The organism is Bacillus manliponensis, assembly GCF_000712595.1.
Lineage (GTDB): Bacteria > Bacillota > Bacilli > Bacillales > Bacillaceae_G > Bacillus_A > Bacillus_A manliponensis.
Map to the genome: position 1 here is coordinate 157,775 of NZ_JOTN01000007.1, position 14,881 is coordinate 172,655.

At 36.3% G+C, this 14,881-nt stretch carries 14 protein-coding genes; 10 read left to right on the forward strand and 4 right to left on the reverse strand.

Annotation, left to right across the window (positions count from 1 at the left end; all coding sequences use genetic code 11):
- Window positions 1-3: 3 nt before the first annotated feature.
- The 8 genes from BAMA_RS10635 to BAMA_RS10670 all read left to right on the forward strand — a co-directional run bounded on the left by BAMA_RS10635 (window position 4) and on the right by BAMA_RS10670 (window position 9,037).
- Window positions 4-1,839, forward strand: a complete 1,836-nt coding sequence (locus BAMA_RS10635; protein WP_034638867.1) for a bifunctional homocysteine S-methyltransferase/methylenetetrahydrofolate reductase — start codon at window positions 4-6, stop codon at window positions 1,837-1,839.
- Window positions 1,836-5,234: a methionine synthase gene (gene metH, locus BAMA_RS10640; protein ID WP_034638868.1), complete on the forward strand. Its 3,399-nt coding sequence runs from the start codon at window positions 1,836-1,838 to the stop codon at window positions 5,232-5,234. The genes BAMA_RS10635 and metH overlap by 4 nt, the downstream gene beginning before the upstream one ends.
- Window positions 5,235-5,319: 85 nt before the next feature.
- On the forward strand, window positions 5,320-6,378 hold the full coding sequence (locus BAMA_RS10645; RefSeq protein WP_034638869.1) for an undecaprenyldiphospho-muramoylpentapeptide beta-N-acetylglucosaminyltransferase: 1,059 nt from the start codon (window positions 5,320-5,322) through the stop codon (window positions 6,376-6,378).
- A 131-nt stretch (window positions 6,379-6,509) separates the two neighbouring features.
- A complete protein-coding gene (locus tag BAMA_RS10650) occupies window positions 6,510-6,704 on the forward strand; it encodes a DUF3966 domain-containing protein (protein WP_084157963.1) in 195 nt (64 codons plus the stop codon).
- Window positions 6,705-6,784: 80 nt separating this feature from the next.
- Entirely contained in the window at window positions 6,785-7,159 is a 375-nt protein-coding gene (locus tag BAMA_RS10655) for a nucleoside 2-deoxyribosyltransferase (protein ID WP_034638872.1), read from the forward strand.
- Between the two features lie 2 nt (window positions 7,160-7,161).
- On the forward strand, window positions 7,162-8,139 hold the full coding sequence (locus BAMA_RS10660; protein ID WP_034638873.1) for an HD domain-containing protein: 978 nt from the start codon (window positions 7,162-7,164) through the stop codon (window positions 8,137-8,139).
- A 12-nt stretch (window positions 8,140-8,151) separates the two neighbouring features.
- The gene (locus BAMA_RS10665) at window positions 8,152-8,646 is read left to right on the forward strand and encodes a hypothetical protein (protein ID WP_034638874.1); all 495 of its coding nucleotides are present in this window, start codon (window positions 8,152-8,154) and stop codon (window positions 8,644-8,646) included.
- A 175-nt stretch (window positions 8,647-8,821) separates the two neighbouring features.
- A complete protein-coding gene (locus BAMA_RS10670; RefSeq protein WP_034638876.1) occupies window positions 8,822-9,037 on the forward strand; it encodes a DUF3912 family protein in 216 nt (71 codons plus the stop codon).
- Between the two features lie 48 nt (window positions 9,038-9,085).
- On the opposite strand, the gene BAMA_RS10675 is transcribed toward BAMA_RS10670, so the two are convergent.
- The 4 genes from BAMA_RS10675 to BAMA_RS10690 all read right to left on the reverse strand — a co-directional run bounded on the left by BAMA_RS10675 (window position 9,086) and on the right by BAMA_RS10690 (window position 12,574).
- On the reverse strand, window positions 9,086-10,477 hold the full coding sequence (locus tag BAMA_RS10675) for an L-cystine transporter (RefSeq protein ID WP_034638877.1): 1,392 nt from the start codon (window positions 10,475-10,477) through the stop codon (window positions 9,086-9,088).
- Window positions 10,478-10,683: 206 nt separating this feature from the next.
- Window positions 10,684-11,250 carry a hypothetical protein gene (locus BAMA_RS10680; RefSeq protein WP_034638878.1) on the reverse strand — a complete coding sequence of 189 codons (567 nt, stop codon included), beginning with the start codon at window positions 11,248-11,250 and terminating at the stop codon, window positions 10,684-10,686.
- 150 nt (window positions 11,251-11,400) lie between these two features.
- Window positions 11,401-11,643, reverse strand: coding sequence for a DUF2626 domain-containing protein (locus tag BAMA_RS10685; protein WP_034638880.1), 243 nt, complete (start codon window positions 11,641-11,643; stop codon window positions 11,401-11,403).
- A 235-nt stretch (window positions 11,644-11,878) separates the two neighbouring features.
- Window positions 11,879-12,574, reverse strand: a complete 696-nt coding sequence (locus tag BAMA_RS10690) for a helix-turn-helix transcriptional regulator (protein WP_034638882.1) — start codon at window positions 12,572-12,574, stop codon at window positions 11,879-11,881.
- Window positions 12,575-12,800: 226 nt separating this feature from the next.
- Between BAMA_RS10690 and comGA the strand changes: the two genes are divergently transcribed.
- Both comGA and comGB read left to right on the forward strand, forming a co-directional pair.
- Window positions 12,801-13,844 (forward strand): competence type IV pilus ATPase ComGA, encoded by a 1,044-nt coding sequence (gene comGA / locus BAMA_RS10695; RefSeq protein ID WP_034638883.1) that lies wholly within the window; start codon window positions 12,801-12,803, stop codon window positions 13,842-13,844.
- Complete coding sequence (gene comGB / locus BAMA_RS10700) at window positions 13,837-14,871, forward strand: competence type IV pilus assembly protein ComGB (RefSeq protein ID WP_034638884.1); 1,035 nt, start codon at window positions 13,837-13,839, stop codon at window positions 14,869-14,871. The genes comGA and comGB overlap by 8 nt, the downstream gene beginning before the upstream one ends.
- The last annotated feature ends 10 nt before the right edge of the window (window positions 14,872-14,881 follow it).

A 14,881-nucleotide genomic window follows, 5' to 3' on the forward strand; every position in this document is an offset into this window, starting at 1 on the left:
TATGTGAAACTATTAGATTTACTAAATAAAGGTATTGTGATTGGTGATGGGGCGGTAGGAACGTTGTTACATTCACATGGATTACAAAGTTGCTTTGAAGAGTTAAATCTGTCCGATCCTAATCGAATTGTGTCTATTCATAAACAATACGTAGCGGCGGGAGCCGACATTATTCAGACGAATACGTACGGAGCAAATGAAGGAAAACTCCGTATGTATGGCCTTGAAAATAAAGTTGAAAAAATTAATAAAGAAGCAGTCAAGCTAGCAAAAGCGGCAGTGAAAGAAAGGAATGCTGTTGTTGGAACGATTGGAGGTATGAAACATCTTGGAGCTATTACAACGACGGATACCGAGCGTGAATTTATGTTACTTGAGCAAGCAAACGCTTTGCTAGAAGAAGGGGTTGATGGACTTTTACTAGAAACATTTTACGATGAGTTCGAATTGCTTCACGCTGTAAAAACATTGCGGAAACAAACGAATATCCCTCTTATTGCTCAGCTTGCGTTACATGAAGTAGGAACGACGCAAAACGGCAATTACATAGATGACATATTACAACAACTCATTCATGTAGGGGCAAATGTTGTCGGTTTAAATTGTCAGTTAGGACCGCTTCATATGATTGAGTCTCTTAAGATGATATCGATACCGAAAAGTGGTTTTATATCTGCATATCCGAATGCAGGGCTTCCGAAATATGTTGAGGGTCGTTATGAGTATGAAGGAAGCGTTGCTTATTTTGAAGAAACGGCTCCGAAGTTTATTGAAGAGGGAGTACGTTTGCTTGGTGGATGTTGTGGAACGAGGCCAGCTCATATTGAAGCAATAAAACGTGCTTTAGAAAAGAAGGTACCTATTACAGAGAAACAAGTTGCAGAGCGGCCGAAGATAGTAACTCCCCAGCGTTCGAACGTAGTAAATCGTATTACTCTGGCGGAGAAAGCAAAAAAAGAAACAACAATTGTTGTTGAGTTAGATCCACCGAAAACATTAGATACGAATCGTTTTTTTGAAGGAGCAAAAGCACTGAAAAGAGCGGGTACTGATGCAATTACATTAGCGGATAACTCCCTTGCATCTCCACGCATTTCAAATATGGCGATGGGTTCATTGTTAACAAAACATGATATTCCTGTGTTAACGCATTTAACATGTCGTGATCATAACGTTATTGGTTTGCAGTCGCATTTACTCGGATTGTCAACGCTTGGAATGGAAGAAGTGCTAGCGTTAACCGGGGATCCAGCGCGAGTTGGCGATTTTCCTGGTGCAACGTCTGTATATGACCTCTCTTCCATTGAATTAATTAAAATGATTCAAGAAATGAATAATGGGCGCTCTATTATGGGGAAATCGATTGGTCCTGCTACTAGTTTTTCGATTGGGGCTGCGTTTAATCCGAATGTGAAAAAACTAAATGCGGCTGTGAAAAGAATGGAACGAAAAATCGCAGCTGGTGCGACATACTTTTTAACGCAGCCGGTGTACGACGTAGCGTTAATTGAAAAAATATATGAAGAAACGAAACATCTCGAAGAGCCAATTTTTATTGGAATTATGCCGCTTATTAGTAAGCGGAATGCGGACTTTTTACATTATGAAGTACCTGGTATTACGCTCCCTGAAGAAGTGCGCCAGCGCATGGACGGTCATGAAACGAAAGAATCTGCCGTACAAGAAGGGATTCGAATTGCTGAAGAACTAATTGATGTGACAATGAAATATTTCAACGGCATTTACCTCATTACACCGTTTTTAAGATATGAAGTGACAGCAAGCCTTGTAAAGTATGTGAAGCGGAAACAAAAAGAGAAAGAAGGAATTTATGCATGAGACCAATAGAACAAAGACTCCAGCAAGAAATTTTAATTTTAGATGGTGCAATGGGAACGATGATTCAAGAAGCGGACTTAATCGCTGAAGATTTTGGCGGTGAAGATTATGAAGGCTGTAATGAATATTTAGTAGAAACACGCCCGGATGTAATTTTTGAGATTCATAAAAAATATATTGAAGCAGGCGCTGATATTATTGAAACAAATACATTTGGTGCGACTAATATTGTCTTAAGCGATTATGACTTGTCTTACTTAGATGAAGAACTAAATGAAAAAGCTGCTTTACTCGCCAAACGAGCTGTAAAGGAGAGTGGAAAAGAAGTATATGTTGCTGGTGCAATGGGACCGACGACGAAAGCAATTAGCGTAACAGGTGGTGTAACGTTTGAAGAACTAATTGAAGCGTATACGAGGCAAGCACGCGCGCTTTTAAGAGGTGGTGTCGATGTCCTTCTTGTAGAAACAAGTCAAGATATGCGTAACGTGAAAGCCGCTTGTTTAGGAATTGAACAGGCCTTTTTGGAAACAAAGAAACGAGTTCCACTTATGATCTCAGGAACGATTGAGCCAATGGGGACGACGCTTGCGGGTCAAACGATTGAGGCATTTTATTTGTCAATTGAGCATATGAAGCCGCTTTGTGTTGGTTTAAACTGTGCAACAGGACCGGAATTTATGAGGGAGCATATTCGTTCTCTTTCCAGTTTAGCAGAGTGTTATATTTCTTGTTATCCGAATGCAGGGCTCCCAGATGAAAATGGTCATTATCATGAATCACCAAGCTCTCTTGCTCAAAAAGTGAAATTGTTTGCGGAAGAAGGGTGGGTTAATATCGTTGGTGGTTGTTGCGGAACAACACCTGAACATGTCCGTGCGATGAAAGAAGCGTTAACACCATTAAAAGCACGTGCAAAAGAAAAGCGCTTAGGGCACGGTATTAGCGGACTTGAAGCGCTTCAATATGAAGATTCAATGCGACCATTATTTGTTGGAGAACGAACGAATGTTATTGGATCCAGGAAGTTTAAGCAGTTGATTGCAGATGGAAAGTTTGAAGAGGCATCTGAAATTGCGAGAGCGCAGGTGAAGAAAAATGCGCATATTATTGATATTTGTATGGCTGATCCAGACCGAGATGAAATTGCAGACATGGAAAGTTTTTTAGCAGAAGTAACGAAAGTGTTAAAAGTTCCAATTATGATTGATTCTACCGACGAGCGTGTTATGGAAAAAGCGTTAACATACATACAAGGAAAAGGTGTCATTAACTCTATTAATCTTGAAGATGGAGAAGAACGTTTTGAAAAAGTGTTGCCGCTTATTAAAAAATACGGTGCAGCAATTGTAGTTGGTACGATTGATGAACAAGGGATGGCAGTAAGTGCAGAGCGAAAGCTTGAAATTGCAAAACGAAGCTACGAATCATTAACGAAAGAATACGGGATACGTCCATCTGATATCATATTTGATGCGCTTGTTTTTCCGGTTGGTACAGGAGATGAGGAATATATCGGTTCAGCGGCAGCAACAGTAGAAGGAATACGTCTTATAAAAGAAGCGCTCCCAGAATGTTTAACGATTTTAGGTGTGAGCAATATTTCATTTGGTTTGCCACCAGCTGGAAGGGAAGTATTAAACTCTGTCTTTTTATATCACGCAACAAAGGCAGGGCTTGATTATGCAATCGTAAATACAGAGAAATTAGAGAGATATGCCTCAATTTCTGAAGAGGAAAAGAAACTTGCCAATGATTTATTATTTGAAACAACGCAAGAAACGTTAGAAACATTTACAAACTTTTATCGTAATGCAAAGAAAAAAGAAAAGGTTGTGGGCGAGAAGTTAACGTTAGAAGAACGATTAGCAAATTACATTGTAGAAGGAACGAAGCAAGGATTACATAAAGATTTACAGGTAGCTCTTGATGAAGGTAGAAAACCACTTGATATTATTAATGGCCCACTTATGACAGGGATGGATGAAGTTGGTCGATTGTTTAATAATAATGAGCTTATTGTTGCTGAAGTGTTGCAAAGTGCAGAAAGTATGAAGGCAGCAGTCGCTTATTTAGAGCCACATATGGAAACGAGTGATAGTGCGAAAAAAGGAAAAGTACTGCTTGCAACAGTAAAAGGTGATGTTCATGATATAGGAAAAAATTTAGTAGAGATTATTTTAGCAAACAACGGTTACGATATTATTAATTTAGGAATCAATGTCCGCTCTGATCGAATTATTCAGGAAGTACAAGAAAAGAAACCGGATATTATCGGACTATCTGGCTTGCTTGTGAAGTCCGCTCAGCAAATGGTAACGACAGCGGAAGATTTAAAAGCGGCTAATATCCATGTTCCAATCGTTGTTGGTGGTGCAGCATTGACGAGGAAATTTACAGACACACGGATTTCTCCTTCATATAATGGTCTCGTGTTATATGCGAGTGACGCGATGAATGGATTAGATTTAATGAATAAATTACAAAAAGAAGATGAACGAGAAAAGATGAAGCAAGATAAAAAAGAGCGTCATTTGCAAGTTGTAAAACAAGAAGAGAAAAAAATAGAAGAACCAATTGTAATTGAAAAATTGCCACCTGAATCGGTAATGATACCTGCTTCAACAGAGCGAGTTGTTCTTCGTGATATTCCTGTATCTCATCTTGCACCTTTTCTAAACAGACAAATGTTGCTTGGGCATCATTTAGGGTTAAAGGGAAATGTAAAAAAATTATTAGCAGAAGGTGATGTGCGCGCTCATCAATTAAATGATTTAATTGATGACTTACTGCGTGAAGGTGCATCTTGGTTACAACCAAAAGCAGTGTATCAATTTTTCCCAGCGCAAAGCGATGGAGAAAGTATTATCATTTATGATCCAAAAGATCATACACGTGTGCTCAAACGTTTTACTTTCCCAAGGCAAGGAAAGGCGCCGTACCGAACGCTAGGAGATTATTTAAGACCGGTTGGAGATGAAATGGATTATGTTGCTTTCTTAGCTGTTACAGCTGGAAATGGTGTTCGGGAAATTGCAAACAGATGGAAAGAACAAGGGGATTATTTAAGAAGTCATGCGATTCAATCACTGGCGCTTGAACTGGCCGAAGGATTAGCGGAAAAAACACATATGTTAATTCGAGATCGCTGGGGGATTCCAGATTCTCCTGATATGACAATGGAGGAACGTTTCAGGACGAAATATAGAGGAATACGTGTTTCTTTCGGCTATCCAGCTTGCCCAGAACTTGCAGACCAAGAAAAACTATTCCACTTAATTCAGCCAGAAGAAATAGGAATTAAGTTAACAGAAGGATTTATGATGGAACCAGAAGCATCGGTAACTGCAATGGTATTTGCGCACCCGAAAGCACGTTATTTTAGTGTATTATAAGCTATAGAGTGAAACTTCACGCAAGTAGGGGGATTCATCTCTACTGTGTGTTAGCTCGCAAATAGCGGGATAAAGGGGGCAAAGCATGAAAAAGATTGTTTTTACAGGTGGCGGTTCTGCTGGTCATGTTACACCAAATGTAGCACTTATGCCGCATTTACAAAAAGAAGGGTGGGATATTTCATATATTGGTTCTCACCGTGGAATTGAAAAGACGATTATTGAAAAGGAAGGTATTCCTTATTACGGGATAGCGAGCGGAAAATTACGTAGATATTTTGATTTACAAAATATAAAAGATCCGTTTCTCGTGATGAAGGGTGTAATGGATGCTTATATACGTATTCGCAAAATAAAGCCTGATGTCATTTTTTCAAAAGGTGGATTTGTATCAGTACCAGTTGTTATTGGAGGGTGGCTCAACCGTGTCCCTATTTTGTTACATGAATCAGATATGACGCCAGGGCTTGCAAATAAAATTTCTTTAAAATTTGCTTCTAAAATTTTTGTAACATTTGAAGAAGCGAAAAGGCATTTACCAGCTGAAAAGACGATTTATACAGGTTCTCCGGTTCGTGAAGATGTATTACAAGGAAAGCGTGAACATGGTTTAAAGTGGTTACAGTTTCATGATAGAAAGCCAGTGATTACAATGATGGGTGGGAGCTTAGGAGCTAAGAAAATAAATGAAACACTTCGAAAGGCACTGCCGCAGCTTTTAACACATTATCAAATCGTCCATCTTTGCGGGAAAGATAATATAGATGAGTCATTGCAAGAAACGAAAGGGTATGCGCAGTTCGAATATGTTCATGAAGAATTACCGCATATACTAGCAGCGACAGACTTCGTTATTTCACGAGCAGGATCAAATGCAATTTTTGAGTTTTTAACGCTGCAAAAACCAATGATTTTAATTCCACTGCCGAAGGCTTCAAGTAGAGGGGATCAAATTTTAAATGCGCAGTCGTTTGAACAACAAGGATATGCAACAGTTCTATATGAGGAAGCGTTAACGGAAGAGACAATTGTTTCGTGCATTGATGAGTTGTGTAGAAATAAGGAGCAATATAAGCAAGCAATGAACAAATATAATGGGCAGCAAGCAGTACAAACAATCATCGATCAGATTAAAAAGGCATGATAAGAATCATGCCCTTTTAGCCGTTATGAAATATTCGAACGTTTACATATTTTATGTTACAATAGCAGAGGTTTACAGGGAAATTCCAATTGTACGGGTGAAAAAAACGCGCGGGATGAGGAGTGATCGGGTTGGAGCTTAGTCTCTATGAAAATACCACTCTTATTATTTGTTTTATATTATATGTTGGTAGTGTCATAGTTTACATTGCAAGGAAGTTTAAGCAAGAAAGAGAGCTTGCAAAATCTGAAATTACAGCTCAGTTAGAAATGTTAAATCGTGAAAATGATCAAAAACAAGAAGCAAGAGAGAAGAAGGCAAGATAAATCGTATTGTCCTCTCACATTCTCGTAAACGTAATCGGAATTTCCCAGTTGTTTATATAAAACGAAAGGGGTAGCTTTCTATGAAGTTTTATATAGCATCAAGTTTTCAAAATAAACATCTTGTTCAAGAGGTATCGAAAAAACTACGTAAAGCAGGATGGGAACATACATATGATTGGACAAAAAATGAAAGGGCAACTAACGCTGCTACGCTGTGCGAAATTGGAGTAGCAGAAAAACAAGCCATTCAACAATCAGATGTTTTTTTACTTGTATTAGATGGAGGAAACGGAAGTCATACAGAGCTTGGTATGGCAATTGCTTGGGAGAAAAAAATATATGTGTATCATCGAAATAATCAATTAGAAACGACATTTTATCATTTGCCAGAAGTAAATGTGTTTCAAGGGGAATTAGAGCAGTTTGTTTCGTATATACTGAGGAAGGAAGAATAGGTATGAAAATCTGTGATTCTATATACGGTGAGTACGAAATAGATGGTGTGTTAGAAGAACTGATTCAAACGAAAGCAATGCAGCGCTTGAAAAATATTCATCAAGGTGGAGCAAGTTTTCTTGTTAATCCTAAGTGGAATGTTCCACGTTATGAACACTCAATTGGCGTTATGTTACTTGTGAAAATGTTAGGCGGAACAGTAGAAGAACAAATTGCAGCTTTACTGCATGATGTATCACATACAGCTTTTTCACATGTTATTGATCACGTATTACATACAGACGAAGAAAATTATCATGAGGAAATATTTCAAGATGTCATTCAAAATTCAGAAATTCCTGCTGTATTAAAAAAGTATGGTTATACTTATACTTTACTTCAGGAATGGGAAAAATGGACGTTGTTAGAGCGACCACTTCCTTTACTTTGTGCCGATCGAATTGATTATACACTTCGAGATTTGTATACATATGGAATGATTTCAAAAGAGGATATAAATCAGTTTTTACCATCGTTAATTGTGAAGGAGAATCAAATTTGTGTTTCTTCTCTTTATGCAGCAGAATGGTTCGTTAAAGTGTATTATAAAGAAACATTAGATTTCTTTTTACACCCATTAAATGCGTATGGTTATTCATTATTAATAAGTATATTAAAGAGAGCGTTAGAAAAAAGAATTATACAAATAGAAGATTTCTTAACAGATGATTGGGAAATCATAAAAAGGCTACAAAGCTGTGAAGATGAAAAAACACATGAGTTATTAACACTTCTGCAGGGCAATGTTCAGATTGAAGAAAATAAAGATGAGTATGATATTTGCTATGGAGGCGGAAAAGAACGAATTGTTGATCCTTCTGTTTATATAGATGGTGAAATAAAAAGTGCTTCTAGTTTATCTTTATATGTGAGAGAGTGTAATGGAATAGCAAAAGCACGTTTTCGTGAAAATATGTATTTAAAGATAAAAAAGAATTAAAGGAGTTTATATATGAAATTAGAGCAAGGATGGCAAACGAGCTTTTTAGAAGTAGTTCAGCAAAGTGAATTTAAGAAAGGCGCTTCATTACAGCAACTATTGTTTCAAGATGGTGAAGAAGTAGAGGAGCTTGTTGATGATTACGGTTATGAAGAAATTGTGAACCGTGAACACGATGAGGAGATAGAAGATATTTTAGGAGAAGATCTTTTTTATACTTTAGAACGTCATGTCCTATCTGTTGCGAATCCGGAAGGAAAGTTAATTTCATTTTTAGATGGCCTAGGATTCCATGTTTTAGATTGGATTGTATTATTAGAAACAGAGTTTGGTGTAAAGAGTGCATTATTTTCCTCGGAAGTTGTAAAGCAAATAGAGAAGCGATTTAAAATGTTTCCTTACGTAGAAGGAGACAAAACTATTTTTCATATGACGTTAGAGGAAGCTATAGACTTGTTAGAAAGTGTAACTGGTTTAGCAGTGAAATCAAAAATGAATATAAAATGAAAAAGAAAGACCATCACAATAATACTGTGATGGTCTTTCTTTTTCATTTTACGAGTTTGTTTTTAGTAGCATTTTTATATTTTTATCATATATATACAGAAATGATATAAAGTTGCTCCTCCACTGTAGCTTAGTAAAGTGGGGGTCTTATTGTTCGAAAAAAGAGGTGAAGGAGATGAACTTTGATATTACAGGACAAAAAGCATATGTAAATGATGGGCCATACCGAAATCAAATGGGAGTTATAAAACGAATTGGTTCGGAGCAAACGAGCATATATAAAATTGTCATTAATAATATCGATATTGATGTTGAATTAAAAGATATCATTTTAGTTGATGTTGATGTCCGCCAATTTCATGATTGGTGTGAACAAAACGGATATTGTTAAAAAGACCGGATATAACAAATCCCCCTGGATTACGTCCAGGGGGATTTGTTATGCTACCACTTCTGATTGGGTATTTTCTTTGTTATATGTTTCTTCATCTAATTCACCAAGCCATTTACTAGAAACAAGCCCAGCTGTCATAGATCCACTTACGTTTAATGCAGTACGCCCCATATCAATTAATGGTTCAACAGAGATTAATAGAGCAACAATCTCGATTGGCAGATTCATTGTAGATAGGACGATAAGTGCTGCGAATGTTGCACCACCACCAACACCAGCTACACCAAATGAGCTAATCGCGATAACAGCAATTAATGTTAGCATAAATTTTGGATCTAACGGATTGATACCAACTGTTGGAGCAACCATCATTGCAAGCATTGCTGGATAAATACCTGCGCATCCATTTTGACCAATCGATACGCCAAATGATGCTGAGAAGTTTGAAATCCCTTCAGAAATACCAAGCTGTTCCTTTTGTGTTTTAATATTTAATGGCAGTGCACCTGCACTTGAACGAGATGTAAATGCAAATGTTAACACCGGGAATACTTTTTTCACAAACTGGATAGGATTTAATCCTGTTAATGAAATGAGTAGTAAATGAATGATAAACATGGTAATCATTGCAACATAAGATGCTAGCACAAAGTTTCCTAGCTTTAAGATGGAATTTAAGTCACTGCTAGATACCATTTTTGTCATAAGTGCAAGCACACCGTATGGAGTAAGGCGTAAAATTAATGTTACCATACGCATTACAATTGCATACACAGCATCGAGACCCTTCTTGAATACTTCTGCTTGTTCTGGATGCTTGCGTCTTACGCCTAAAAAGGCAATTCCAATAAACGCTGTAAAAATAACGACAGAAATCGTTGATGTAGGGCGAGCTCCTGTTAAATCTAGAAATGGATTTGCAGGTAATAATTCTAGTATTTGTTGTGGGATTGATGCTCCTTCAACTGATGTAAAGCGTTCTTCTACTACTTTTAGGCGCTCTGTTTCCGCAGTTCCTTGTTGTAAATCTGTTGCTTCAATGTTAAATCCAGCACTTGCTGCAATTCCGACAGCAGCTGAAATAGCAGTTGTTAAAAGTAAAATGCCGATAATAAAACCACTAATTTTTCCAAGGTTATTTGTTAGTTTTAATTTTGTAAATGCTGAAAGAATTGATACGACAATAAGTGGCATAACAATCATTTGTAGTAGTTTTACATAACCACTTCCGATTAGATTAAACCAGTTATTTGATTGTACGATAACATCTGAAGTCGGATCATAAAAGAATTGTAAAATAAGTCCGTAAGAAATTCCGATTCCAAGCGCTGTAAATACACGTTTATTAAATGAAACATATTTACGCTGCATGTAATATAATACGCCGACTAAAACAAGCATAATAGCAATATTAGCCACGATTAACAATGTGTCCATGTTGTTTCCCCTCTTTCCGAGCTGTTACATCAAATATATTTCAATAAAACCTATAAGTCAACTAGGGAATTAAAAAATGTGGAAAAATTTATCTCAATGAATAAAGTGCGGCTAACTGCTTTAGCATAAACAGATAACCGCATTTGTGAAAAAATAATTGAATTGAGAAAAACATAGTGTGACGGTTGGAATTAAAAGTGGTTTCGTTATTTGTCTTTCTTTACGTCAATTGTCATCTTTCCGATATTTTCTTTTCCGTTTTTTAAAGTTATTTTTGTACGTCCTGCTTCTTGAAATGTATAAGGAGGGAGTTCATATATGCTTTTAATTTGAAATGCTCTTTTTACATCTTGTATGGATTCATTATGAAGCTTTGACATATGTGGCTTCCATACCGTTTCTTTTCCAGTTGGATATTGAATATGAAATTCAGTATTAGTGTGATTAATTTCTTTCCAAGAAACAAGCATAATAGTTGTTTCCTTCCCTTGCTTCACAAGTGAATCAGAATAGTACCCTAATTCTCCGATGTTTCCGAATACCGTATAATTGTTGTTATTCACTTCGATGTCAATATAAGAAAGTTGGTATGTTACTTTATGGTAGATACCATATGAAAAGGTGAGGATTGCTGCGATGGTAATCCATGTTAGGAGTACTTTTAGTTTTTTTCCTTGAAAACTTACCATCATGGCGGAGTTTGGAGCAAATTTTTGTGCGAATAGAAAAGAGAGGACAATGAGAAACAAACAAATGCCAATGAATATATACATTATTCATTCCCTCCTTACGTAAGGATAGAAGTCTTTCTGTTTTTGTTTCTAATATATTCTGCTGTTGTAAGTTACATGTTTATGGCAAGTGTATAAATTAAGAAAGGACGAAGCCTAACGATAAGACTTCATCCTGCAATAAAGATGCTTTTAATGTCCAACGCTAGGTGTGAAAAGGAATGTGGTGTAGTATGTAAAACCGATGAAGAAGACTGTTAAATACGCACCAAATACATAAAGATACATGCGCTCTGTTAATTTTAAATAACTTAAAAGTACGAAAAATCCTGTTTGTCCTAAAAATAATAACGAAACAGCTTCCATATCCCCTACATAAAACATGACCGCAAAAATACCAGTCCAAAAGCCGAGAACGCGAAACATACGATCCATACGATTCCCCCCTTTTTGTATGAACTTAAAGTCTCTCCTTAATTATAATTCACTTTTCTAACTATTGTAAACATTTACAAAATAAGAAGCCGGATTATGCTGACTTCTTATTTTTATTTTGCATTGTTTCGTTGTTGTGCGTTAGGAAAGAGAACTAATTTTTATCCCGCAAAAGCCCGATTGGTCAGGCTAACACTCAGTGGAGGATGAAGAACCCACTGAGTGAAGTTCCACTTTATATAGAAAGTCGATAGTTACAAGATTTGCAACCGTCTAATATGTTATCTTGTCTTGTTAATTCTATATTGGAAAATAAAACTTCAAATATCCCTTTCATCATATTCCCATGCATTGCGCACATTTCTTTTGGATGTTGAACGGCTACTTCTTTAAATGGACAATTGTGTACTTCATAAAAAACTTTTCCATCTTTTATATTCAACTCGAAAGCCGGAGATAAGCCAGCTGTTGATAAAACTTCTTTTGCAATTTGTACTTTTTGTTCAATTGTTAATTCTGTTTCATCTATATTTAAACGATGCAAATGTTGTGTCATAATCTCTTTTCCGAATTGCTTGCCTGTTTCATAAAGTGCCTCTTCTCCGATTTTTCCGAGGCTTAGTAACGAGTTACATGCGATTTGAGCAAGCGTGCGGTAGTCACGAAATGGGAATTGTAGCTGAATGACATCTTCAGATAATGCATATAATCGACTCGGTCTTCCGCCTTTTCCTGTTTTCTTTGTTTCGGATGTTAACATATTTACATCCTCTAATTTTGAGAGATGTAGGCGAGCTACGTTTGGGTGAATATTGAATTCATCTGCAATTTCTTGTACTGTTACGTCACTATGTTTTTGTGAAATATATTTATAAATGTAATAGCGTGTTGGATCGGATAATACGCCTGTTATTTTTAAAGTTTGTTCCATTACAATCGCCACCTTTTTTACATTATCAAGAATACTAACATTATAATATAGATAAAGCTGTATAATAATGGTTTTCTGTAATGGTTCATTAATTGTTCATAATTTCACAAACTTAATGGTGTTTTTTTATATGTAAAGCGATAGAATTTATCTGGGAAAACGAAAAAATCATGATTTTTCTTTTTACAGCCCTCATGATATATACATAGTGAGGAGGCGATAAAACATGAAGAGTGTCGAACGGTTTGCAGATAATTTAGTGAAAGAAGCATGTATGTTACGAGCATCAGATATCCATATTATTCCGCGTCATGAAGATGCAGTTGTGCAGTTCAGAATTGACAGAGATTTAGTAACAAAGTATTACATCGCAAAGGAATTTGGAGAACGCCTTGTGTCACATTTTAAATTTCTAGCTTCAATGGATATTGGAGAAAGAAGAAAACCACAAAATGGGGCACTACAGATGCAAATAAAAGAAGCAGATGTGTATTTACGATTATCAACGTTACCAACTATTTATTATGAAAGTCTTGTTATTCGAATTCATCTTCAAGGCTCAACGGAGCACCTCTCTCATCTTTCATTATTTCCAAATACCGCTACAAAACTTCTCTCCTTTTTACATCATTCCCACGGTTTATTAATATTTACAGGCCCAACTGGTTCTGGTAAAACAACAACGATTTATTCTTTATTAGAAGTAGCAAAGAAGCAAGGATTACGCCGTATTGTAACCCTCGAAGATCCAGTAGAGAAAAGAAAAGAAGGTTTATTACAGATTCAAATTAATGAAAAAGCAGGAATTACGTATGCAGCAGGATTAAAGGCTATTTTACGACATGATCCAGATATTATTTTAGTTGGAGAAATTAGAGATGAGGAAACCGCTAAAATAGCAATTCGAGCAAGTTTAACAGGTCATTTAGTATTAACGACGTTGCATACGAACGATGCAAAGGGAGCAGTGCTACGCCTGTTAGATTTCGGTGTTACACTTCAAGAAATTGAACAAGCATTGTTGGCAGTTGCTGCGCAAAGGCTTGTTGAGTTGAAATGTCCGTTTTGTCAAAAGAGATGTTCTCCTTTATGTAAGAAAATGAGGAAAGTGCGTCGTGCTAGCATTTATGAGGTGTTATATAGAAATGAGCTGAAAAAAGTAATTCGTGAGGCACAAGGGGAAAATGTAACGTATTGTTATATGACTTTGCAAGATTGTATCCGAAAAGGAAAAGCTTTAGGTTTTTTAGAAGAGGATATGTATGTTTAACAAAATGAAGTGGCGTTTGCATGAGCAAGCATTATTAATGAAGCGCCTTGGTGAATTATTAACAAAAGGATACTCTTTGTTACATGCTCTCGAATTTCTTCAATTACACTTGCAGGCAGAAAAGAAAAAGCAGCTTTGCAGTGTAATTGAAGAGTTGAAAAAAGGACGTAGTTTACATGATGTATTTCAGCAGTTAACATTTCACGCCGATTTATTAAGTTATTTGTTTTACGCAGAGAAACATGGTGATATAGCTTTTGCATTGCAGCAAGGAAGTGTATTGCTTCAGCACAAGGATAAACGGCAAAAAGATATTATGAAAGTGCTACGTTATCCTCTATTTTTATCTGTATTTTTATTAGCGATTCTTCTTGTTTTTAATCTTGTTCTTTTACCCCAGTTTTCAACATTATACAAGTCATTACAAACTGAAACATCTTCCTTTACAGATACGATTTTAACATGTATAGAGCTTTTGCCATATGTAATCGGTGGGTTTCTTAGTTTGTTGGGCATAGCTGTGTTTATCTATATTTTCTATATAAAACAAATGCACTCTGTTAAAAGGATGGATATGTTTATGCGGTTGCCAATGATAAATTCATTTTTACGTTTGATGAATTCTCATTATTTTGCTACGCAGCTTAGTGCATTGTTACAAGGGGGACTTTCAGTTTTAGAAGCGTTAACGTTAATGAGTGAACAGAAGCATCAACCGTTTTTTCAATATGAGGCGATTTATATAAAAGATTTACTGACAAAAGGAGAACAATTGGATTGTATTTTGATGAACCGTCGTTATTATGAGCTTGAACTTTCTTTTATTATGACTCATGGGCAGGCGAATGGAAATTTAGCAGCGGAACTAAGGGACTATAGTGAAATGATTGTGGAAAAAACAGAAGAAAAAATGAATAAGACGTTGTTTATTATACAGCCAATTTTATTTGCATGTATCGGTCTTACAGTAGTACTTATGTATTTGGCGATGATTATGCCGATGTTTCAAATGATGGATACGATGTAAGGAGGATGAA